This window comes from Mucilaginibacter sp. P2_A5 (assembly GCF_056404995.1).
The window spans coordinates 1-23,450 of record NZ_JBFUCY010000019.1; the positions used below are offsets into that span (position 1 = coordinate 1).

The window sequence follows — 23,450 nt, forward strand, 5'->3', positions numbered from 1 at the left end:
TATAACAACGTAGAAGAGGCAGGAATTGATGCTTTTAGAACCGTAGCAAGGTCTGTTCAAACTCATTATGAATCTATCTTAAACTTCTTCGATAACAGAAGTACTAACGCTTCGGCAGAATCTTTCAATGCTAAGGTCAAAGCTTTTAGAGCCACTTTAAGAGGCGTTAGAGATACTGCTTTCTTCCTATTCAGACTTGCTAAAATATATGCCTGACTTTTTTATCCCCCAACTTTTCGGACTGATCCTCAACTTAGCTAATAAAATTGCGCCAATATTTCACCCAATAAAGCTTCAAATCAAAATCGATATGTCGGCCTGTGGTAATAGGCGTACTCCCGTTGATACGTACCCTCCATTTTTTTATGAAAGTCTTCTTTTTTCCGTTGAGTTTATAAAAACAAATGCCCTCGCCGTCGTTGTACTTAATATGGCCTACATTTATGATTTTTGAGTTCGAGATATAAAATAAGTCGCTACTCCAGTTTCTACCCATACAACAGTCTTCATAAGAATAGTAAAATTTTGTTTTTGGTATTTTCTCAGCGTTTGAACAATTGCCAGCTAATTTAAAACCTTTCGATTTTAGGTCGTAAATAATAAGGTCCTGTGCACCCGAATCTACACCCCTTAGCTCTAAGGTTATGTCTTTATAGCCGTCGCCATTAAAATCTATGAATTTAAAACTTACTATGGTTTCACCTGGAGTTCCGTTATACACAATTTTGCCGCTTTCGTCTTTTACATAGAACCAGCTGTGACTGTCATCAAAAACATATGTTGCGGTGTAACTGATACCGTTTATAATTATTGTTTCACGTTGTAATATCGTATCTTTTTTTGAAGCGAATGAGGTTAAAACCGGCTTCGCTTCGCAATATGACAATAGTTGCAGGCTATAACCTAAGATAGAAAAAAACAATGTTTTGTAAATGAGGTTCATAAATGCAATATAGAATATACCACTCGGATGTGCCAGTTTTTTTGTCGTGTCGGGAAGTTTAAATGCTCCTGTTGTTGGCTAACCCTAAGTTAAAACAAATTTCTGAGGCCATTGTATTTATCTATTAAAACAACTCACCTATGAAAAACCCGGTTTATGTAGATTTAAAACACGCCGACGGCAGTTCGAGAAATATCATCATCGAACCGGTATTGCAACACGATCTTGCCGATACGGGGGTATATAAGATTTACAAAACATCCATCGACAACGAATCGCGCCTATTTACCGAAGAAATGGAAATTGATGGCGACGGCCCCACTTTAGCCGATGAAGACAATCCCGATTATTTGGGCACAGTATATTTCCCCCAATCAGGTCCATGGCACTACGAAGGCGACCTGCTCAGCAACGGCGAGCAGCAGCAGATCATTTCGATATTGCAGCAAAAGGCTTAGTTGGTACCCTTTATTTTCATTTGAAAGGTATATACAGCTTTTGAAGCGGTTATAAAAAGTACATCCCTTTTTTTGCCGCTAAAACAGATATTGGCAGTCCATGGTTCGTCAATATCAATGTGGCCAATTTTTTCGCCTTTAGGGTTAAAAATAGTAACGCCTTTACCGGTAAGGTAAATATCGCCCAATTCGTCAACCGTCATCCCGTCTGATCCCATCGCTGCAAAAAGCATTTTGCTGGTTAACGAACCATCTTTATTAATATCATAACGGTAGGTTTTGTTATCGCCTATATCGGCAACAAAAAGATATTTGCCATCGGCTGTGCCAACTATGCCATTAGGCCTTACAAATTTATCGTCGACGATAACAGCATCGTGTGCGCCTTTTGCCAGGTAATACAGTTTCTGCCCGTCAAGCTCGGGTTTGGTATGTGTCCAGTAATTGCGTTGGTAATAAGGGTCGGTAAAGTAAAGCCCGCCGTTCGGGTGTATCCAAACATCATTTGGACCGTTAAATATTTGTCCTTTATAACCGGTTAACAATACTTCGATTTTCCCTTTAGGGCTGATAGACCAAAGTTCGTTTTTGCCATCGGCACAGCTGATCAGGTTGCCCTTTTTATCAAAATCCATCCCGTTACTGCGGCCCGCGCTATCCAAAAAAACAGATAGCTTGCCATCGGTACCATATTTCCATATTTTGTTGTTGGGCTGATCGGTAAAAAAAACATTGCCTTTTTTATCAACTGCCGGCCCTTCGGTAAATGAGAATTGTTTGGCAACCAGCACAGCTTTGGTACCGGCATCATATAAACTTGTGCTATCCTGGCTAAATACTTTGCAGTTAACAGCTATAAGATATAATAAGATCAAAGAAAGTTTTTTCATTGGTGGATGGTAATTGGTTAGCTAATATAGGTTGTTTTTGGGGAAGATTACCCCAAAGAAAAAACAATTCACTAATCGATAAACCAATTACTTACCTCCAATTGCATTAACATTAAGAAGGCTTTTGCTTACTTACCGCATTTTTAAATCCTGTAAGCTATTAATAGAATGATAACCTAATTTCCGATAACTTTCAAACTGCGCCTCATCAAAAAACTGGTCGCCGGTTGATTGCTGAGGAAACTCGGGGTTGGCAATGGCATATTCGCGGATATCAACAGGCTCGTCGCCGGTAAGCGCGGTTTTTACATAAATTATAGTACCAGGCGACTGCTTTGAACCCGGATAAGTAATGGTACCACTCGCAATATGGGCGTTACAATAACCTGTATCTTTATCCTTTTTGGTGATCTTTGTAATATCCAGATCAATCTCTACCCCAAAATCTATCCGGCATCTTCTTATAGCATTTGCCAACCCTTCACATGACGCATTATCATCCTGTTCGCCATCGCCAAGTAATATATAATTGCAACGCCTTCTGATGAGTTCATATAAACCCATATTATCAAAATGACCACCATCTGAAAGGCACACATAATCTGTATTGATATCCGATTTGCCAATCAGGTCTTTGATCAGGTAAGCCAAACCTGTTTCGGGATCCGAGCGTTTCCATTTCTTAAGTCTTGGATTTCCTATCCACCAGCCCAGGCGCACATTAAAAACAGTTAACAAAAAAGCAATAGGGGCCGAGGAATGATAACCAAAGTTGGGGTTAACCGCCGCTCCTGAAATAGCCATAGCAGTACCTAATGTTGGTCCGCCGTTTTCGTCCGAGAAGTTTTCTGTGGGGCGATACCCATATTCATAAACCGGGTTTCTGTTAGATGCAGCCGAACGTGTAGGACTAAAATCGTATCCGCAGAAAAGTGGTGAAAACATAAATGATTCAGCCTTACGGTCCTGCCTGTCTAATGCAGAAACTACCGTGGCATTTAAGGCAGTATTTATAATGGGGTAGGGGCCAATATAGCCATTTGCCGATCGCATAGAAGCCAACAATATATCATCATTAGTATCAAAATCGGTAAACGAATTGGCAGTCTCCTCCCTGTCCGACCGGCGCCTTGTAGCCCCCATATAGGCCCTTATTAACCGATTTCGGTAAAAATAGTGCAGCGAAAATTCATTTACGCCAACACGCCAGCTTAAAGCGCAGGTAATTAAAGCCAATAATACAGTTATTAATAAACATAACCGGCTGCCGTGTAGTGTATCAAACGTTTGCTGTAAATCGCATACTTTCCTGATAGCCTCAACAGTATAGGCTCCTATTAATAAAAAGCCCAACATAAATATATATGGGGCAATTTTTATAAACACTTCTATATAAAACTTTGACCCTTGCACATCTTTAGATGTCATTTGCTTTGATGAAAAAGCCAATCTAACAGCGCAAGTTATAATTGCTGCCCAGCCCCCCAAAAGCATTGGCACTTTCCCCGAAATATCTTTAAAATACTTACTTTGAAACACATCAGGAATTATTAAAGACGCCGAACTTACCAATATCCAAATAAGTATGCTGCGATGTACGACCCCTCCCATCTTGCCCCACCATTCGCGGCGCTCATCTGGAAATAACTTGCCCATTAATGCCATTCTGGAAACAACAATTAAAGAAATCGCTTCTAAAATTAATGGAACTCCAATAACCAATACGATATTTGGCCGTGAAATATTTAAGCTACTATATGACGTATAATATGCAAACTCCATTAACTGCCAGGCAAGTACAATGAAACATACACCAGCAAAAGCCGAGATAGCAGACGAAATTATAATAGCTATTACAGTTTCGATATCGTGTTCCTCATCGAGTTTTTGACTTTTAGCTATTTTTGATTTTAATTGTTTTGATTTAGATTTGTTTTTTGATATCCAGCCTGCCCTGCCAACCTGTTTTAAATCGTGGCGCTGATGGTAATTACCCAAAAAAGCTATAATAAGCATTCCTATAAAACCAGAAACAGAACACGGTAGAATCAATAAGTTAAATTTAGCATTTAATCCTCTTGTATCCGGAATTGCTGAATAAAACCACGTAGTAACAAGCAACGAACAGATTACTCCCCATCCAATTAATAAATGTGACAGGTAAGGCTGTAATTTTTCTTTAAAGAATTCTCTAAGCCTTTTTCGAACCAGGAACAAGCTTTTTCTCAGGTATATATACCTTACATTTGTTTTTTGCTCTTGATCCTTATTAAATGATTGCATACCCTTACCCGCCAATAATGAACCAGGCAATATGATAATCAAACTCCACCAAAAAACTTTCCAGGGGCTGAAATCAGTGGGGACGGCCGCAAGATATATCCATATTCTATTAACTGTACTTATTGCCGATAAGGCAGTTAACAATATAAGCAATAGAATAATTTGATTTATAATGGCATTGCGTAACCAGGTAATTCCCGCTGTCCAGGCATCGGGTGACATAATGCCTGCATTTGGCGATAAATAATTACTAAACATACGCAACCACCTTATCGGGCGCACCTCATCAGCCAACGGATCTCCTGATTTATTCGGGCATAACCTGGCGGTTACCTTACTAATAGATGATGACCTCATGAGCCAGGAAGTGTACCATGTGCCTATGTAACCTCCTCCCGAAACGGTTGAAAGATAATCAAAATGGCCAAGCAAATTTAAGGAAGCAAGTTTTTGCAATATCCCAAGGTTAAACGTGGCCGACCGTATCCCTCCGCCCGAGAATGCAAGTCCACGAAGTTTCATATCTTTTGCTATTTTAAGTGGATCGTTTAAGTCTGAAGGATCTTTCACATTTACAACACCATTAGCCGTATCAACGTCATTTGCTGTATTAATAAAGGGAATATCAGTGTTTCTTTTTTCTCTTGAACCTTTTATTTCGTTTAACTCCCTTCCAAATAAGGTTTCAAATGGTAACGATATCTCCTTTTCTATTAACTTGCTTAAAAGTACCTGATCGTTTTTAACTAAACTTTCTAACTCCCTTTTCTGTGCAGGCTCTTTGAGCTGATTATGCCATAATTCTGATTTAGCCCTGTCATCTTCGCTTAGCAGATCCATAAAGAAGGGTTTATAGACCTGGTAAAGTCTTTGATCATAAACGCCTGATCCTTTTTTTCTTATGGCAAAAACTACCTGTAATGGCAGATATTCTAATTTTTCTATCAACTCTAGTCTTTGTTCGGGGTCACGATATAGTATATCTCTTATTTGCTGCCTCCAAAAAAATGGGCTTTTGAAAATTATCGGGTTGTCGGGCTGATCTTTACTAATTATATTTTCACTATTGTTAAAAATCCATCTCAATAGATTCGCCGCTATTTTAAAGAAAGCAACCTTTAGTAATGGGGAATTATTGGAGTTACAACTATGCCAAATTATTTCACTTATCCTCGTTCCCAATTTGGGTGTAAATGTAAGCCGGCTTAAATCATCACTATTAATGGTACCCCATTTATTTATATTTATAAGCTTGTTTTCAACTTGAGTATTCAACTCATCGTTTCCGGTTTCAACGGATCGCTCAGGCAGGTTACATTTACAAATATCCTGCAACACTGTAAGGTATGAAATAGCTTGTGCGGTAAGGTCGGTTACAATATCCATCTTGTTAATTGGTTTAGATTATCAAATTGGTTGGTTATCAATTAAAAAAAATACCGGCAAACGGTTACTTAATAAACCGGCAAAAATTTAAAGGAGATAAATCGGGTTAAATAATGGTTGTTAACTTTTAATTAATTATAAATCAATTAATTAAGGCCACAATTTACTAACTAAATTCAATAATCACTTGCGTGTTTTTACGTAATTTATACCGTATTTTCACGGTGCTGGAAGTACAGGCTTTTAAGATTGGTTTGATGGAATGAAAAGTATCTGCAGCTAATACAAATCTCATTATCCAGTACTCATTAAAAACGCTATTTTTGCACCTTTATTAAAAATACCGTTCAAAACATGAGTATTGCACTATCCGAGCAGGAAATTATCCGCCGCGAATCTTTACAAAAATTAAGGGAACTGGGCATAAACCCGTACCCCGCCGAAGCATTTGATGTTAACGCCTGGGCACAGGATATTACCGATAATTTTGCAATAAAACCCGAGGCCTACCAAAATGTAGTTATCGCGGGCCGTATCATGACCCGCCGTATCATGGGTAATGCGTCGTTTGCCGAGATCCAGGATTCAACTGGCCGTATCCAGATATACCTGAAACGCGATGATATTTGCCCTGACGAGGATAAAACTTTATACAATACCGTATTTAAAAAATTGCTTGACCTTGGCGATTATGTTGGTATCAAGGGTTATGTGTTTTTAACTCAAACCGGCGAAATTTCTGTCCACGTAAAAGAATTAATCGTTCTTTCAAAATCGTTGAAACCACTACCCGTAGTTCGACGCGATGACGAAGGAAATATATATGATGCATTTACTGATCCCGAACTTCGCTACCGTCAGCGCTATGTTGATTTAACTGTTAACCCGGCTTATAAACAAATATTTATCAACCGGTCAAAAGTGATTAGCAGCATGCGCAATTATTTTAACGCGCAAGGGTGGATGGAGGTAGAAACCCCCATACTGCAGCCAGTACATGGCGGCGCGGCTGCACGTCCGTTTGCTACACATCATAATACGCTGGATATGCCTTTGTTTTTACGCATAGCCAATGAGCTTTACCTGAAACGCCTTATTGTCGCAGGTTTTGATGGCGTATACGAGTTTGGTAAAATGTTCCGCAACGAGGGTATGGACCGTACCCACAACCCGGAATTTACTGCCATGGAAATTTATGTAGCCTATAAAGACTATATATGGATGATGGCCATGGTTGAAGAATGTTTGGAAACCGTTGCTAAAGCTGTTCACAGTATCCCCGTGGTGCAGGTTGGCAGCAATGAGATCAACTTTGCCGGTCCGTACGAAAAATTGTCGATGTACGATTCTATCCTGAAGTATACAGGGATAGATGTATCTGCCATGGATGAAGCCGCTTTGCGCGAAACCTGTGCCGAACTGAAAATAGAAGTTAACCCAACTATGGGCAAAGGCAAACTGATTGACGAGATCTTCAGCGCCAAGGTTGAGCATAACCTGATTCAGCCAACTTACATTACCGATTACCCAATCGAAATGACTCCGCTTGCCAAAAAACATCGCACCAAAGATGGCCTGGTAGAGCGTTTTGAGTTGTTTGTAAATGGTAAAGAAATAGCCAACGCCTACTCGGAGTTAAATGACCCGATTGACCAGCGCGAGCGCTTAGAGGAGCAGTTGATACTTGCAGGCAGGGGCGATGATGAAGCCATGGCCATGGACGACGACTTTTTACGCGCCCTGGAATACGGTATGCCGCCAACATCGGGCCTTGGTATTGGTATCGACAGGTTGGTGATGCTGATGACCAACCAGAGCACCATCCAGGAAGTATTATTCTTCCCGCAGATGCGCCCCGAGAAAAAAGCCAAAGTTATTACAGCCGAAGATTTTATAAACATTGGCGTACCTGCCGAGTGGGTGCCTGTGTTAAATAAAATGGGCTTTAACACCGTAGAAGAACTAAAAGCCGCCAACTCCAACAAGGTATTCAACGACCTTGGTGGCATGCGCAAAAAATTAAAGCTTGATATCACCATGCCCACCAAAGACGAGGTGATGGCCTGGTTTAAATAATACAAAGACAACTAACGTTACCTTTTACAACGACCGCGAAGTGCCTTATTCAAAGGAAATTCGCGGTCGTTTTTTTATCAGTTAATGGTGCCTTTTGTACCCGCTGCTGCGTGCCCGTTTTCTTCCATCTTGATTCTTGACTCTTAATTCTTGACTCTCATCCCCGATTGTCGTCAAAAGTTTTACATTTGCTTTGTTAAAATAAGAACTATCCATGGTTAAATTCAACCGGTTTACACTGGATAATGGCCTCCGGGTTATTGTTCATGAAGATAATACCACGCCTATGGCAGTGCTCAACATTCTGTATGATGTTGGCGCACGCGACGAAGATCCCGAGCAAACCGGCTTTGCTCATTTGTTTGAACACCTGATGTTCGGCGGATCTGTAAATATTCCCAGCTACGACGAGCCACTGCAAAGGGTAGGGGGCGAAAACAACGCTTTTACCAGTAACGATATTACCAACTATTACATCACCCTGCCATCTGCCAATATCGAAACAGCATTTTGGCTGGAGAGTGACCGCATGTTAAACCTTGCCTTTAGCGAGAAAAGCCTTGAGGTGCAGCGTAATGTGGTAATTGAGGAGTTTAAGCAGCGTTACCTTAACCAACCTTACGGTGATGTTTGGTTAAAGCTGCGCCCGCTGGTTTATAAACAACACGCGTACCGTTGGGCTACTATTGGTAAAACCATCAAGCACATCGAGGATGCCAAAATTGAGGATGTGAAAGCATTCTTTAAAAAACACTATAACCCGCAAAATGCCATTATGGTAGTAGGGGGCAATATTACAACTGAAGAGGTTAAAAAACTCTCCGAAAAATGGTTTGGCCCGATCCCTGCCGGCGATAAATACACACGCAACCTGCCACAAGAACCTGAGCAGCACGACGAACGCCGCGAAACTGTTACCGCTAAAGTGCCGTTGAACGATGTTTATATTGCCTTCCAGATGGGAGCAAGGCTGGATGATGATTATTACCCGGTGGAGCTACTGAGCGATATCCTGTCGCGTGGGCACTCCTCACGTTTGTACCGTAGTTTGGTGCAGGATAAGCAAATTTTTAGCGAGGTACACGCCTATATTACAGGCAGCCTGGATAAAGGCATGTTTGTGTTAGAGGGCAAACCCCTGGAAAATGTTAGCATTGAGCAGGCCGAAGCCGCGTTTTGGGACGAGTTGGAAAAAGTAAAAACTACCGATATTCCGGCTGATGAATTAACCAAGGTGCAAAACAAAACCGAATCGACCATGGTGTTTTCTGAAATGTCGTTGTTAGATAAAGCCATGAACCTGGCCTCGTTTGAGCTGCTGGGCGATGCCGACCTGCTGAACCAGGAAACCGCCAAATACCTGGCCGTAACCCCTGCGCAGATCAAAGAAGCTGCCAACAAGATATTCAGGAAAGATAATTCATCAACGCTGATATACCTGGCCGAGAAAGCAGAAGTTTCTGAATCAGAAGTTTTCACGGCGAGTTTATCTTGATGGAGTTCAAGAAAGCTACGCTGTTTTCAGAATTAGAGAATTAACAGAATTGGAATTTGTCTGAACCACGATTTTTCGGATTAACGGATTTACAGGATTAGTCTAATCAAATCCAAAAAATCTGATCAATCTGTTAATCCGAGTTCAGAAAAAAGGAACCACTGACCAATGACCACAATAGATAGAACATTAGCCCCCGATTTTAAGGCTATCGATAATATAAACCTGATACGCCCCGCGCACAAAAAGCTCGATAACGGCTGTAATATATTTTGCTTTAACTCCGGCGACCAGGAATTGGTTCGTATAGAATGGATTTTTGGCAACCTGCGTTTTAACCCTGCGCTGCCGCTGTTAAACATGGCCGTAAATACCATGCTTACTGAGGGTACCAGCACGTTAACCGCAGCGCAGATTGCCGATAAGGTTGATTTTTACGGTGCCTTTTTGCAGGTTGAATACGGGTACGAAAACTCGCAGGTTGTATTGTACAGCCTGAACAAGCACCTGCACCATACCTTGCCCGTTATTGTTGATATTTTAACCAATTCAACCTTCCCCGAGAAAGAATTGGAAACTTTTAAACGTAATCAGCAGCAAAAACTACAGGTTAGCCTGCAAAAAAATGATGTTGTTGGCCGCCGCAATTTTAACAAGGCGGTTTATGGCGATACGATATACGGGGTGGGTGCAAGCTTTGATAATTATAAAGCGCTGCAGCGCGATGAATTGGTTGCGCACTATAAAGAGCAGTACCAGCCATCAAACTGTACCATCATCATTTCAGGTAAAATTGAACCGGAAACTTTAACGCTTATTACGGATACCTTTGATAAAGGATGGGTTAATGGCGATAAACCCGCCGATACCACCCAACCCGAAATTGTGCCGGCTACAGAATTGTTTTACTTTACCGAAAAGCCCGAAGCCCTGCAATCGGCTATTAGGATAGGTACACCGATGATTAACCGCAACCATCCGGATTTTCAGCAATTACAGGTATTGAATACGGTTTTGGGCGGCTATTTCGGGTCGAGGCTGATGGCCAACATCCGTGAGGATAAAGGTTACACGTATGGTATTGGCTCGGGCCTGGGCTCATTTAAGCAAGGCGGATCATTCTTTGTAGCCACCGAGGTTGGCGCAGATGTTTGCAAACCAGCCCTTGCCGAAATTGAAAAGGAAATCAATATCCTGAAAACCGAACTGATCCCCGACGAGGAACTTTCATTGGTACGCAACTACATGTTAGGTTCGCTGTTAGGCAGCCTGGAGAATGTGTTTTCGCATGCCGATAAATTCAAGAGCATCTATTTTGCCGGTTTGGACTATGATTATTACGATAGGTATGCCGCCACCGTAAAAAGTGTCGACTCGGCAAGGTTATTGGAATTAGCCAATAAATATTTCCACTTTGATCGTTTCTATAAAGTGATAGTGGGCAAATATTAAAAAAGAGTCAAGAGTTAAGAATCAAGAATTAAGACAGCTGCAAAGGGTTGCGGAAGGTAGCCCCAGGATTTAAACTGGCTTCAAAAGGTCTGCAAGAGCGATGTTTTTCTGCGAAATGTAAAATTCTTGATTCTTGACTCTTAATTCTTGACTCTATTTCACAAAGCATTTCTGTTTACCTGAATTTTTATTACCTTTGCCCGGCAAATAATAACTCCAAAATAATTATTTGCTATGCAGTTAGACCCATCTAAATTTGTTGCCGAAGGATTAACTTACGACGACGTTTTACTACTCCCCGCTTATTCAGAAGTATTACCGCGCGATGTTAACACCAGCAGCTGGTTAACAAAAAACATCCGTTTAAACATTCCCATCATTTCGGCAGCTATGGATACCGTTACCGAAGCTGGTTTGGCTATTGCCATTGCACAGGCGGGTGGTATAGGTATGCTGCATAAAAACATGACCATACAGGCCCAGGCCGATGAAGTTCGTAAAGTTAAACGATCTGAAAGCGGTATGATCCAGGACCCTGTTACTTTGCTGGAAGATGCCCTGCTTGCAGATGCATTCCAGATCATGAAGGAGTTTAGCATAGGCGGCATTCCGGTTATTGATGCGGAGCATAAACTGAAAGGCATCATTACCAACCGCGACCTGCGTTTTCAAAAAGATATGAGCGTTCCGGTTAGCGCGATAATGACCAAAACTAACCTGATAACCGCTCCCGAAGGCACTACGCTTACTGAAGCCGCCTCGATACTGCAAAGCAACAAAATTGAGAAATTACCGGTTGTGAATGAAAACGGCAGGCTGGTAGGCTTAATTACCTATAAAGACATTCAGAAGGTTAAAAACTTCCCCAACGCCTGTAAAGACGAATTTGGCCGCCTGCGGGTAGGTGCTGCCGTCGGCGTTGCTGCTGATAATATCGACCGCGTAACCGCCCTGGTAAACGCCGGTGTTGATGTGGTTACAGTTGATACAGCCCACGGCCATAGCAAAGGAGTTATTGATATGGTAAAAGCCATTAAAGCTTTACATCCAAACCTGCAGGTTATTGCCGGTAACATTGCCACAGGCGATGCGGCTATTGCCCTTGCAGATGCAGGCGCCGATGCTGTTAAAGTGGGTATTGGTCCGGGGTCAATTTGTACTACCCGTATCATAGCAGGTGTGGGTGTACCACAACTGTACGCCGTTTACGAGTGCGCTAAAGCATTAGAAGGCCGTGGCATCCCGGTTATTGCCGATGGTGGTATCAAACAAACCGGCGACATTGTAAAGGCTATTGCAGCCGGTGCAAGCTCTATTATGGCAGGTTCACTGTTTGCAGGTGTGGAAGAATCACCGGGCGAAACTATTATATATGAAGGCCGTAAGTTTAAATCGTACCGTGGTATGGGTTCGGTTGAGGCTATGGCAAAAGGATCGAAGGACCGGTATTTCCAGGATGAAACCGATGTGGTAACTAAACTTGTTCCCGAAGGCATTGTAGGCCGCGTACCATTTAAAGGTAGTATGGCCGAAGTAGTATTCCAGTACATTGGCGGTTTACGCGCCGGTATGCACTACTGTGGTGCCGCTAACATTGAAGACCTGCAACGCGCCAAATTTGTACGCATAACCGCTGCCGGCATGCGCGAAAGCCACCCGCACGATATTACTATTACTAAAGAAGCTCCTAATTATACGAGCAGGTAGGTTTGAGGTTGATTAGGTGATTGGGTGAGTGGTTGATTGGGTGAGTGGTTGGATTTGAAATGATAAAGCCAGTAAGGTATAAGTTTTTACTTACAACCTTACTGGCTTCTGTTTTGGTAACTATTTACTGACCGTTAATGGATGCCGACTTTGGGATGATGCTGTTTGATGTTAATATTTTTAAAGCCTGGTCGTTGGTAAAGCCCTCTTTGGTAAGGGCATCAAAATACTCTTTATTTAATTTTGCTATCTCGGCTATTTTGCCGGGCTGTTGGTAATAAGCAAATTGTGCGTCAAGCAAGCTTTTTGCCATCGAAGCGTACATGGGGGCCATGGCGCTTGCCATTTCATTACCGTGTCCATAAAATAAACCTTTGACAGTGTCGGTATTCGCTGGTGGTGGTGGCAATAATTCCACGTTGGTTATTTTTATGCGCTTATCCCCGGGCGATGAATGTATAACATCAACGTTATAAAAATTAAAATAGTTTATTCCATCACTCCGTTTGCCTGCGCGTTCAATAATATCGATGCTTTTGGCGTTGGCAGGGATCTTTTTAAAATACACTTTAAACTCCAGCTTATCATTTAGTTTTTTTAAGGTGTTCCTGGTCTCGGGCGCTACGGCAATTCCTTCCGATTTTACATATCCATAGTGCTTATTATCAACATCTGTTTGGATATAAATTTCCTTATTTAGTACAACCCAGGCATTATCGCTGCCCGCATAGTGCCTAAAGCTCACTATGGTATATTGTTGATCGGTCTCAATTTTGGTGATGGTACTTGTCGGGCTGTCAGTAGTTTCAACATCGGGATTGGTAACAGTTTGGGCAAAAGAACATTGAAGGCCAATTGCAAATAATACGGCTGTAAGAATTAAGGCTTTTTTCATATGGTTGCTTGGTTTATAAGGTTTGGTAAATGTAATTATGTAATAATACGTATTAAATGGATAAACGGCTAAGGTTAATGGATAATAGTATTTAAAAAGAAAGCGGTAAATTGACCACATAATTAAGTATATGCGATTAACTTTCATAGCAGTTTTTTGTGTATTAGCTACAGCGGTATCTATATCCGGTTGCAATACGCATACCAATAAAGAAGTTATTGACCTGTTGAATAAACGCAACGATGATAACGTTTGGGGCGGTGATGTTCATTTTTCCGTAGTCAACGTCAAAGAAGTTGATAAATCGTTTGTGTATGATTTACAGGCAAAATATAAGCAAAAGCTTGTTGGCTTTGAGGTAGCTATACCCAAAAATACAAACCAGGGCGAAAATGGGTTCGGTAAAGGCGTCGAGATCAGGAGTCTTGGTATAAAGAGCGACGATTTCAGGAATGCGCTTGCCGAAATTTATAAGATTAAGGTTGATACCAATAAAAAATTTGTTGATAAGATACCGGCAGCTTTTGTCGATCTTGATATATTTGCCAAAACTTTAGGGTACAACGCCAATACCGATAAGAACTACTTAAATCAGCTGAAGTTGTTTTTTGATTCTCCTGACGGTGATGAAGCAGAATTGTTTCTGAATGTTCGTAAAGGTCAACAGGTTGTTGAACTTGCAGAGAAAGATGAGGAATACAGAAGCTTGATCATCAAACTATTTACTCAACCATAACTGTATCAATTTAGATAAATGAAATCCATCTCTGTATTCTGCGGCGCCAACTTTAACGGCGATCCTTTATTAAAACAAGCTATAGAACAGTTAGCCGAGGTTATGGTGAGCCGTGAAATTACCCTTGTATTCGGCGGTGGTAAAGTTGGCGTAATGGGTTTAATAGCCGATGCTGTTTTAAGCCGGGGCGGTAAAGCGATAGGGGTGATACCGCAGTTTTTAATGGATAAGGAAGTTGGCCATACCGGTTTAACTGAGTTGCATATTGTAGATAACATGCACCAACGCAAGCAAATGATGAATGATTTGTGCGATGGCATCATTACCCTACCAGGAGGCCTGGGTACCCTCGAAGAGTTTTTTGAAGTACTCACCTGGCTGCAATTAGGACTGCACAGCCACCCGATAGGCCTGCTTAATACCGGCGGGTATTACGATTCATTGTTAAAACAACTGGATGTAATGGTTGAACAGAAATTCCTGAAACCCACCAACCGCGAACTTGTCATCACCTCCGGCGACCCAATCGAACTGGTAAACCTGATGGATAATTTCAATGCCAAACCCGATGAGGTTTGGTTTAGGGACAGGAACTTGACGTAGCTTTAGTTCTATAGTTTAATAATATTTTGATTATACAATGCCATTATTTGGGTATTGCCGGTTGCTGTATCCTGTAAAACTACGGCAAACATCAGCATCACAAAAAACCAAATCGGGTTATTCGATATAAGCCGGATTTGCGGTTAACTAATTACAAACCAATTTTATTACGGCGGTATAATTTTTAAAGCGTGTTTTATACCACTATTTATCGGTGTATAATCCATCGTTTTAAAAGGTTTATCCATTTTTTGAAGTGCAGTTAGCTTATATATTTACCCCAACCAATAATAACAGATCGGGTAGATGCAGCATTTTTTAACACATGCACATGGCCATGTTATGGCTTGTTTAAAAATACTTTGTTCACTAAAATCGCATAGTGCATAAACACCTTTGCCCGAAATTGTAATGTTAAAACCTATGTCAAAATTAAAACAGGCTGTTATCTTATTACTGCTAATAACCACTTTTATTAATGCAAATGCACAAAGCAAGGCCAACTTATGGAAAGGCTTTGAAAGAATACAACTTAAGTTTGCCGATAGGGATGCTTACTATGTTAAGCCCGCGCATCCGCTGCCCGGCAATCCCTGGGTTTGGCGTACATCATTTCCCGACTGGCACACCGAAATAGACAGCATTTTGCTTGCCAAAGGGTTTTACATAGCCTTTATAAATGTTGATAACCAGTATGGCGCCCCATCTGCAATGAAGTTTTACGATGTGTTTTATACCTATTTAACCACCCAACTCGCCTTTGCACCAAAGGTAGCGCTCGAAGCCGTAAGCAGGGGAGGCTTGTATGCTTATGCCTGGGCCAAACGCAATCCTGATAAGGTAAGCTGTATTTATGCCGAAACGCCGGTTTGTGATATCAAAAGCTGGCCGGGCGGAAAGTTAAAGGGCCCCGGAGATGCCGGCGCATGGAACGAATTAAAACAGGTGTATCATTTTACCGAAGAACAAGCTATTGCTTACAACGACAACCCAATTGATAACCTGGAAGGCCTGGCATCATTCCGTGTACCCATTTTACATACCATAGGGCTCGACGATAAACTTGCCCCACCTGCCGAGAATAGCGATGTGCTGGCCAAACACTATATTGCTTTGGGTGGCCCCATTAGTATCCATCCCGTAACACAGGGGCCAATGGAGTTACAGGGGCATCATTTTACGGTAGATCGCCCGGAATATTATGCCGAGTTTATATACAATAACTCATACCCGGTACAAAAAATACTCCCTTATACAAATTACATCAAAACGGCCGGCGGTTTAAATAATTTTTACTACGCTGCTACAGTAAATAAAAAAGCTACTGTTTCTTTTTTAGGCGGATCGATCACTTTTAATCCCGGCTGGCGCGATAAAGTTTGCAAATATCTCCGGGAAACTTACCCCGAAACTGATTTTCATTTTATCGCTGCCGGCATACCCTCGTTAGGCAGTTTACCACATGCGTTCAGGTTACAACGAGATATCCTTGATTCGGGTAAAACCGACCTGTTGTTTGTAGAGGCTGCTGTAAACGATAGAGGCACAGATAGTACCACACAGGCCCGGGCGTTAGAAGGCATTGTAAGGCATGCAAAAATGAACAATCCGACGATGGACGTTATTATGATGGCCTTTGTTGATCCTCAAAAAATAGAGAACTATGCCAAAGGCAAAGTATCGCCCGAACTGCTGAACCACCAGTTGGTTGCTACCCATTACAATCTACCTTATGTAAACCTGGCGCTGGAGGTTAACGATAAAATAAAAAACAAGGAACTAACCTGGGCCGATGATTTTAAGGATATCCACCCTTGGTACCATGGGCAGGAACTTTATTTTGAAACCATTAAAGCATTGTTGCAGGCCGGCGTTGCTGCAAATTACAAGCAACCTGTTAAAGTTGTTTTACCAAAACCAATTGATAAGGCCAGCTACAATAATGGTAATTATTATAACATTAGTAATGCCCGGTTGGATAAAGGCTGGGCCATCGACACAAAATGGAACCCAAAAGATGGCCTTTCTACCCGTCCGGGTTTTGTTGATGTGCCTATGTTACAGGCTACTGAACCGGGCAGCGAATTAACCCTGCCATTTAAAGGGACAACTGTTGGTATTGCGGTGGTGGCCGGGCCCGATGCCGGTATTATATCTTACTCAATTGATGGTGGTGCCTATAAGGATATGGATTTGTTGACCGGATATTATAGCTGGATTCACCTTGGCGTTTACCACATGCTGGGCGATAACCTGAGCAATGGCAGCCATACTTTGAAAATTAAAATAAGCGATAAAAAGAACAATTTGAGTAAAGGCCATGCCTGTCGCATTGTTAATTTTTTTGTAAATAAGTAAATGAGTGAGTGGTTGATTAGGTGAGTAGTTGATTAGGTTGAATGAGTGAATAATTATAAGAAGCTATCCGTCAAACTCCGTCAGCCCAATCAACTAAATCTAACTCAATCAACTAATCTAACTAAAAAAATACCTGATTAATTAAACTATGAAAAGAAAAGCAGGACTATTGGGGGTCCTTTTATTAAGCACCTGTTTAGCTATCGCACAGCAGGCAACAAGTCCAACTCCGCTTAAAACGCCTAAGGCGGTTATGGATCAGTTTATGGATAAGCGTTTTGGCATGTTTATTCATTTTGGCCCTGTTACCCAGCGTGGTACCGAAATTGGCTGGAGCCGTAACGACCAGGTGCCCGAAGAAGATTATGATAACCTTTACCACGAATTTAACCCGGTATTATTTAACGCCGATACCTGGGTAAAGGCGGCTAAGGATGCCGGTATGAAATATCTCACCATCACCGCCAAACATCATGATGGTTTTTTACTATGGCCAAGCAGTTATTCGGATTATAATGTTTCCAAATCGCCGTTTAAAAGGGATATTGTTGGGGAGTTGGCCAAAGCCTGTAAAAAACAAGGTATTACCTTTTGCATCTATATGACAGTGCTCGACTGGCATGACCAGGATTACCCCATAGACAACCCGCACCATCCCGAAGTAAATGCCCGCAAAGGGGATATGGCTGCCTTTAAAGCCCGCATGAAAAACGAGTTGAAGGAAGTGATAACCAAATACCATCCCTTTATGCTTTGGTTTGACGGCTATTGGGAAAAACCATGGACAACAGAAGATGGTAAAGAGATTTACAGTTACATTAAAAACGTTGATGCTAATGTAGTTGTAAACAACAGGCTTGGAAAAATAAGCGATAAGCTTGGTGGCGATGCGGTAGGTGATTTTTTAACCCCGGAACAAACCATAGGCAAACTAAACATGGATGAACCATGGGAAAGCTGTATCACAATTTGCAACCAATGGGCCTGGAAACCAAACGATGGGATGAAATCATTAAAGCAATGCATCCAAACCCTGGTAACATCGGCGTCGGGCAATGGGAACCTGTTATTTAATATTGGTCCGGCGATGGACGGGCATATGGAAGCCCGGCAGGTAGCACGCTTAAAGGAAATGGGGGCTTGGCTAAAGCAAAATGGCGAGGCGATTTATGGCACAAAAGGCGGTCCATACGTACCAACTGCCGAATATGGTGCAACGCGCATGGGCAATAAGATTTATATCAACGTTTTTCAAAAAAAGGACAGCACATTGAATATTCCATTGCTGCCCAATGCCAAAATCCTGAAATCGTATTTTTTGAACGGTAATACGGTAGCAATCAGATCGGACAGTAAAGGCTATAAGATTGAGTTACCGGCCACTTTACCTGATGAAAATTGCTCGGTAATTGTGTTGGAACTTGATGTTAACGCTATAGATATCCCTGTAATAAAATCATAACCTGCACTAAATGAATTTTAAAAAAAATATACCTGTTGCGGCTGTTCTTTTATTGCTGTCAACGGTTTCTTTCGCCCAGAAAAAGGCGCTTACTTTACATTACGACAGGCCCGCATCGCGCTGGGAAGAGACCCTTGCCCTGGGCAACGGCCGTTTGGGTATGATGCCGGATGGGGGAGTAAGTGACGAAAAAATTGTACTTAATGACATTACGTTATGGTCAGGATCGGTACAGGATGCCAATAATTATGACGCCTATAAAAAACTGCCCGAGATAAAGGCATTGCTATTGGCCGGTAAAAACGTGGAAGCGCAGGCCCTGATAGATAAAGATTTTGTGTGCAAAGGCCCCGGATCGGGAGGCAAACAATGGGGCTGTTTTCAAACACTGGGCGATTTAAACCTGAAGTTTGACTATAACGGCGCCGATGCTTCAAAGTTTACCAACTATCGGCGGGAATTATCGCTGGATAATGCTTTGGCTAAAAGTACTTATACTGTTAACGGGGTTACCTATAAACGCGAGTATTTCACCAGCTTTGGCAATGATGTTGCCATTGTCAAACTCACTGCCGATAAACCCGGTCAGCTAAATTTTAGTATCGGCATTAGCCGCCCCGAGCGGTCAAAAACTACCACAATTGGTAATACGCTGCAAATGGAAGGCCGGTTGGATAATGGCACCGATGGTAACGGTATGCAGTACATAGCCAATGTTAAAACCAAACTTACCGGCGGTACATTAACCGCTACAAATAATAGCCTGGTTATAAAGAACGCCACTGAGGTTATTATCTATATTTCGGCAACTACCGACTTTAAAAGTCTTGGATTTAAAGCTAAAATGACAAATAACTTAGCTAACGCCATGCTGAGGCCTTATGCGTCGGAAAAACAGGAGCATATCAGGAAGTTTCAAAAGCTGTTTAACCGGGTGAGTATCAGTTTAGGCGACGATAATTCAACCGAAACAACCGACCAACGCCTCATTAGCTTCCATAAAGCGCCTGCCGATGATAAAGGCTTGCCGGTATTGTTTTACCAATTTGGGCGCTATTTAAGCATTTGCAGTACACGCGTAGGGTTGTTGCCGCCCAACCTGCAGGGACTTTGGGCCAACGAGGTGCACACCCCATGGAATGGCGATTACCACCTGGATGTAAACGTGCAAATGAACCATTTTCCGGTTGAGGTTTCTAACCTGTCTGAGCTAAACCTGCCATTGGTTGAACTGGTTCGCGGCATGGTAAAAAATGGCGAACGCACAGCTAAAGCTTATTACAATGCCGATGGCTGGGTTGCCCACGTTATCACCAACGTTTGGGGATGGACAGAACCTGGCGAAAGTGCTTCATGGGGCGTAACCAAAGGCGGCTCGGGCTGGTTGTGCAGCAACATTTGGGATCATTACGCTTTCACCAACGATAAAAACTTTTTGAAAAGCGTTTACCCTATTCTGAAAGGCTCTGCGCAATTTTATAACAGCATTTTGGTAAAAGACCCTAAAAGCGGTTACATGGTTACTGCGCCATCATCATCGCCCGAAAACAGCTTTGTGATGCCCGATGGCAGCGGCAACCACGCCAGCATCTGCATTGGCGCCACTTTTGATAACCAGATCATGCGCGAGCTGTTTACCAATGTAATTACCGCATCAGAAACGTTGGGGGTTGACGTTGCTTTTCGTGCCCAATTGAAAAAACGGTTAACGGAGATTCCGCCTGCCGGTATCATCAGCAAAGATGGCCGCATACAGGAATGGCTGGAAGATTACAAGGAAACCGAGCCGCAGCACAGGCATATTTCGCATCTATATGGAATCTATCCTGCATCGGAAATTACAGCCGATGGCACGCCTGACCTGGCAGCCGCAGCTAAGAAAACCCTGGATGTACGCGGTGATGACGGCCCAAGCTGGTCTATCGCTTACAAACTCTTATTTTGGGCCAGGCTGCACGATGGTAACCGGGCCTATAAACTATTTACCGAGATCATGAAACCGACGATAAGCACAGGTATTAATTACGGTGCGGGAGGCGGTATTTATCCCAACCTGTTATCGGCCGGTCCGCCGTTCCAGATTGATGGAAACTTTGGTACCACTGCCGGTATTGCCGAAATGCTGATCCAGAGTCATGAAGGCTACATCAACCTGATCCCTGCCATCCCTGATAGCTGGAAAGTATTTGGCGATGTAAAAGGCTTACGCGCCCGCGGCAATTTTACTGTAGATTTTAAATGGAAGGATGGGAAGGTGGTTAGTTATCGCGTTACATCAACCACGCCGCGTAAAGTAAAAATAAAGGTTAACGGGGTGATGAAAGAGGTGATGGCGCAGAAGGTGTAGGAAAAGGATCTTTAAAAGGTTTGTCATGCTGAGTTGTAAAATTCGTGGATGCTGAAGGGGAAATGACAGTCAAAAATAAAAGACTGTCATGCTGAGGAACGAAGCATCTATTCGCGAACTTTTCTATCGGTCATCCATGGCTGATAGATCTTTCGTTTCTCAGGATGACAGGAAAATGGGATATGTCATGGGTACGAAGCATCTATTCTTGAACTTTTCTGGAGATCATGTATGTCGACAAATAGATGCTTCGTACCTCAGGATGACAGGTTATAATTTGTCAAAACAAAACACTAATCAATGAAAATATACTATCATATAATTTTTACGCTGTCGTTAGTCATGCAATCACTGTTTAGTATTGCATTAGCCAAGCAAACAAGTGCCGTTACAATCCCATATGGAAAAGGCAACAGCATCGTTTACTACCTTAAAACCGGCACTTACAATGTGTACCATGGCAAAACCGCTATCTATACCGATGTTAGCGCTATTTTAAAAATAAAAGAGGTAACGGTTAACACAACTAACAATTTGCATCGTCGATGTACCAACGTTTCCATAAGCGATGGTTTTGGCAAAGGCGAAAAATACGTAATAACACTTACCGGTAATAACCTCGCAAAAATTGAACAGGTATTTTATGTTTACCCGGCCCGGGAATTTTTCCTGACACAGATTGTATTGACAGGGAAAAAACTATCAAGTAATTCCATTATTCCTTTTTTGGGGAATATTCCGGCTGTTACGGGCAATGCCCGAAGTGTTTTTGTACCCTTTGATAACGATACATTTATCCGGTACAACGCCAAAGAGTTTAAAGCCCCGTTCAGCAATACCAGCGCCGAAGTAGGTACCGTATATGACAACACCAGCCGTAACGGTTATATAGCCGGATCTGTTGAGCACGAGGTTTGGAAAACCGGGGTACGCAGCACCGCCACGGGCGAAGGCAACCGCATGGTTGTTTGGAGCGGCTATACCGAAGAAAGCGTAACCCGAGATCATATTGAGCATGGCCAGGTTAAAGGCGATGTGGTAAAATCGCCAAAGATTTTTATTGCTTATTATAACGACTGGCGCACAGGTATGGAAGAATACGCCAAAGCCAACCGCATTGCCGAACCTCCCTTTGTTTTTAACTGGACAAAGCCTACACCCGTTGGCTGGAACAGTTGGGGTGTAATACAGGAGAAACTGAATTACGAAAAGGCCACCAAAGTAGCCGATTTTTTTGCCGATAGCCTGGACAATTTCCGTACGGGCAATACTGCTTTTATCGATTTGGATTCCTACTGGGATTTTATGCTGAAGGGCGGCTTAGAAGGCGACTATAGCAAGTTGAAGGAGTTTGCCGACTATTGCAAAAGCAAAGGCTTGCAACCCGGTGTATACTGGGCGCCATTTACCGATTGGGGCTGGAAAGACGGCCCCGGCAGGAAAGTAGCCGGAACAAAATATACCTATGGCGAAACCTGGGCAAAAGTTGGCAATGGTTACCACGATATTGATGGCGCAAGGGCTGTTGACCCTACACATCCCGGAACGCTGCAACACATAGACCTGGTGATTGGCAAGCTTAAAGAATGCGGCTTTAAAATGATTAAAATAGATTTCCTGGGCCACGCTACTGCCGAATCTACTCATTTTTACGATCCCACCGTAACTACAGGCATGCAGGCTTATCGCAAAGGGATGGAGTACCTGGTGAATAAACTGGGCAATCAGATGCTCATTTACGCTGCTATATCGCCAAGTTTGGCATCAGGTCGTTACGTGCACACCCGCCGCATTGCCTGCGATGCTTTTAAAAGCATTGATAATACACAGTATACCTTAAACAGTGTAAGCTATGGCTGGTGGCAAACTTATTTATACAATTTTGTTGATGCCGACCATGTGGTATTAAATAATGAAAGCGAAGGGGCCAACCGCGCCCGCATACTTTCGGCCATCGTTACCGGTACGTTTATCACGGGCGATGATTTTTCGGTGCATGGGCAATGGAGCTCAAGGGCTATAGCGTGGTATCAAAATCCTGAAATTTTAACGGTTATTAAAAATGGTAAATCCTTTAAACCGGTTGAGGGTAATACCGGCGAAAACGCGTCTGAACTGTTTACTCAAAAAATCGGGAATGCATATTATGTGGCCGTATTTAATTACTCGGATAAGCCTAAGGCATTTGTATTGGATTTTAAAAGGTTAGGCCTGCCCCCGCAAAAATGTAAAGTTACCGAAATATTGAAAGGCACTAACACAGATTTAAATGTAAAGATCCCTGCTGCCGATGCCGCATTATATAAATTTGAGTTCAAGAACCAATAATCAATAAATTTAACCTTATTTGTACCTGATA

General features: G+C 42.4%; 16 protein-coding genes. 12 read left to right on the top strand and 4 right to left on the bottom strand.

From position 1 onward, the window contains the following. Positions 1-216, top strand: a 216-nt coding sequence (locus tag AC1DXF_RS17495; RefSeq protein WP_477447344.1) for a transposase, incomplete at its 5' end; no start/stop codon positions are given. A gap of 37 nt (positions 217-253) precedes the next feature. Here AC1DXF_RS17495 and AC1DXF_RS17500 read toward each other — a convergent pair. After that, positions 254-943, bottom strand: coding sequence for a hypothetical protein (locus AC1DXF_RS17500; RefSeq protein WP_477450013.1), 690 nt, complete (start codon positions 941-943; stop codon positions 254-256). Between the two features lie 140 nt (positions 944-1,083). Here AC1DXF_RS17500 and AC1DXF_RS17505 point away from each other — a divergent pair, with 140 nt between their 5' ends. Continuing rightward, positions 1,084-1,401 (top strand): hypothetical protein, encoded by a 318-nt coding sequence (locus AC1DXF_RS17505; RefSeq protein WP_477450014.1) that lies wholly within the window; start codon positions 1,084-1,086, stop codon positions 1,399-1,401. On the opposite strand, the gene AC1DXF_RS17510 is transcribed toward AC1DXF_RS17505, so the two are convergent. Together AC1DXF_RS17510 and AC1DXF_RS17515 are read right to left on the bottom strand one after the other, a co-directional pair. Beyond that, on the bottom strand, positions 1,398-2,291 hold the full coding sequence (locus tag AC1DXF_RS17510; RefSeq protein WP_477450015.1) for an SMP-30/gluconolactonase/LRE family protein: 894 nt from the start codon (positions 2,289-2,291) through the stop codon (positions 1,398-1,400). The two genes, AC1DXF_RS17505 and AC1DXF_RS17510, sit on opposite strands and share 4 nt — an antisense overlap. A 132-nt stretch (positions 2,292-2,423) precedes the next feature. Then, positions 2,424-5,414, bottom strand: a complete 2,991-nt coding sequence (locus AC1DXF_RS17515) for a patatin-like phospholipase family protein (RefSeq protein ID WP_477450016.1) — start codon at positions 5,412-5,414, stop codon at positions 2,424-2,426. A gap of 900 nt (positions 5,415-6,314) precedes the next feature. On the opposite strand from AC1DXF_RS17515, the gene lysS reads away from it, so the two are divergent. The 4 genes from lysS to guaB all read left to right on the top strand — a co-directional run bounded on the left by lysS (position 6,315) and on the right by guaB (position 12,690). Continuing rightward, the gene (gene lysS / locus AC1DXF_RS17520; protein WP_477450017.1) at positions 6,315-8,036 is read left to right on the top strand and encodes a lysine--tRNA ligase; all 1,722 of its coding nucleotides are present in this window, start codon (positions 6,315-6,317) and stop codon (positions 8,034-8,036) included. 214 nt (positions 8,037-8,250) lie between these two features. Continuing rightward, a complete protein-coding gene (locus AC1DXF_RS17525; RefSeq protein ID WP_477450018.1) occupies positions 8,251-9,531 on the top strand; it encodes a M16 family metallopeptidase in 1,281 nt (426 codons plus the stop codon). Between the two features lie 168 nt (positions 9,532-9,699). Next, positions 9,700-10,983 carry a M16 family metallopeptidase gene (locus tag AC1DXF_RS17530; protein WP_477450019.1) on the top strand — a complete coding sequence of 428 codons (1,284 nt, stop codon included), beginning with the start codon at positions 9,700-9,702 and terminating at the stop codon, positions 10,981-10,983. A gap of 234 nt (positions 10,984-11,217) precedes the next feature. Beyond that, complete coding sequence (gene guaB, locus AC1DXF_RS17535) at positions 11,218-12,690, top strand: IMP dehydrogenase (RefSeq protein WP_477450020.1); 1,473 nt, start codon at positions 11,218-11,220, stop codon at positions 12,688-12,690. Between the two features lie 124 nt (positions 12,691-12,814). On the opposite strand, the gene AC1DXF_RS17540 is transcribed toward guaB, so the two are convergent. Next, entirely contained in the window at positions 12,815-13,585 is a 771-nt protein-coding gene (locus tag AC1DXF_RS17540) for a hypothetical protein (protein WP_477450021.1), read from the bottom strand. 130 nt (positions 13,586-13,715) lie between these two features. On the opposite strand from AC1DXF_RS17540, the gene AC1DXF_RS17545 reads away from it, so the two are divergent. From AC1DXF_RS17545 to AC1DXF_RS17570, 6 genes are all read left to right on the top strand, one after another. Further along, positions 13,716-14,321: a hypothetical protein gene (locus AC1DXF_RS17545; RefSeq protein WP_477450022.1), complete on the top strand. Its 606-nt coding sequence runs from the start codon at positions 13,716-13,718 to the stop codon at positions 14,319-14,321. Between the two features lie 18 nt (positions 14,322-14,339). Further along, positions 14,340-14,924 (top strand): LOG family protein, encoded by a 585-nt coding sequence (locus tag AC1DXF_RS17550; RefSeq protein WP_477450023.1) that lies wholly within the window; start codon positions 14,340-14,342, stop codon positions 14,922-14,924. A 423-nt stretch (positions 14,925-15,347) separates the two neighbouring features. Further along, the gene (locus tag AC1DXF_RS17555) at positions 15,348-17,282 is read left to right on the top strand and encodes an SGNH/GDSL hydrolase family protein (RefSeq protein WP_477450024.1); all 1,935 of its coding nucleotides are present in this window, start codon (positions 15,348-15,350) and stop codon (positions 17,280-17,282) included. Positions 17,283-17,430: 148 nt separating this feature from the next. Then, positions 17,431-18,744 (top strand): alpha-L-fucosidase, encoded by a 1,314-nt coding sequence (locus tag AC1DXF_RS17560; RefSeq protein WP_477450025.1) that lies wholly within the window; start codon positions 17,431-17,433, stop codon positions 18,742-18,744. A gap of 10 nt (positions 18,745-18,754) precedes the next feature. Continuing rightward, positions 18,755-21,091: a glycoside hydrolase family 95 protein gene (locus AC1DXF_RS17565; protein WP_477450026.1), complete on the top strand. Its 2,337-nt coding sequence runs from the start codon at positions 18,755-18,757 to the stop codon at positions 21,089-21,091. Positions 21,092-21,391: 300 nt separating this feature from the next. Further along, positions 21,392-23,419: an alpha-galactosidase gene (locus tag AC1DXF_RS17570; RefSeq protein ID WP_477450027.1), complete on the top strand. Its 2,028-nt coding sequence runs from the start codon at positions 21,392-21,394 to the stop codon at positions 23,417-23,419. Positions 23,420-23,450: the final 31 nt, after the last annotated feature.

Excerpts from the sequence above, each read along its gene's own strand:
- AC1DXF_RS17500 (WP_477450013.1), bottom strand. The coding sequence starts at position 943 with ATGAACCTCATTTACAAAACATTGTTTTTTTCTATCTTAGGTTATAGC.
- AC1DXF_RS17505 (WP_477450014.1), top strand. The coding sequence starts at position 1,084 with ATGAAAAACCCGGTTTATGTAGATTTAAAACACGCCGACGGCAGTTCG.
- AC1DXF_RS17510 (WP_477450015.1), bottom strand. The coding sequence starts at position 2,291 with ATGAAAAAACTTTCTTTGATCTTATTATATCTTATAGCTGTTAACTGC.
- AC1DXF_RS17515 (WP_477450016.1), bottom strand. The coding sequence starts at position 5,414 with ATGGATCTGCTAAGCGAAGATGACAGGGCTAAATCAGAATTATGGCAT.
- lysS (WP_477450017.1), top strand. The coding sequence starts at position 6,315 with ATGAGTATTGCACTATCCGAGCAGGAAATTATCCGCCGCGAATCTTTA.
- AC1DXF_RS17525 (WP_477450018.1), top strand. The coding sequence starts at position 8,251 with ATGGTTAAATTCAACCGGTTTACACTGGATAATGGCCTCCGGGTTATT.
- AC1DXF_RS17530 (WP_477450019.1), top strand. The coding sequence starts at position 9,700 with ATGACCACAATAGATAGAACATTAGCCCCCGATTTTAAGGCTATCGAT.
- guaB (WP_477450020.1), top strand. The coding sequence starts at position 11,218 with ATGCAGTTAGACCCATCTAAATTTGTTGCCGAAGGATTAACTTACGAC.
- AC1DXF_RS17540 (WP_477450021.1), bottom strand. The coding sequence starts at position 13,585 with ATGAAAAAAGCCTTAATTCTTACAGCCGTATTATTTGCAATTGGCCTT.
- AC1DXF_RS17545 (WP_477450022.1), top strand. The coding sequence starts at position 13,716 with ATGCGATTAACTTTCATAGCAGTTTTTTGTGTATTAGCTACAGCGGTA.
- AC1DXF_RS17550 (WP_477450023.1), top strand. The coding sequence starts at position 14,340 with ATGAAATCCATCTCTGTATTCTGCGGCGCCAACTTTAACGGCGATCCT.
- AC1DXF_RS17555 (WP_477450024.1), top strand. The coding sequence starts at position 15,348 with ATGTCAAAATTAAAACAGGCTGTTATCTTATTACTGCTAATAACCACT.
- AC1DXF_RS17560 (WP_477450025.1), top strand. The coding sequence starts at position 17,431 with ATGAAAAGAAAAGCAGGACTATTGGGGGTCCTTTTATTAAGCACCTGT.
- AC1DXF_RS17565 (WP_477450026.1), top strand. The coding sequence starts at position 18,755 with ATGAATTTTAAAAAAAATATACCTGTTGCGGCTGTTCTTTTATTGCTG.
- AC1DXF_RS17570 (WP_477450027.1), top strand. The coding sequence starts at position 21,392 with ATGAAAATATACTATCATATAATTTTTACGCTGTCGTTAGTCATGCAA.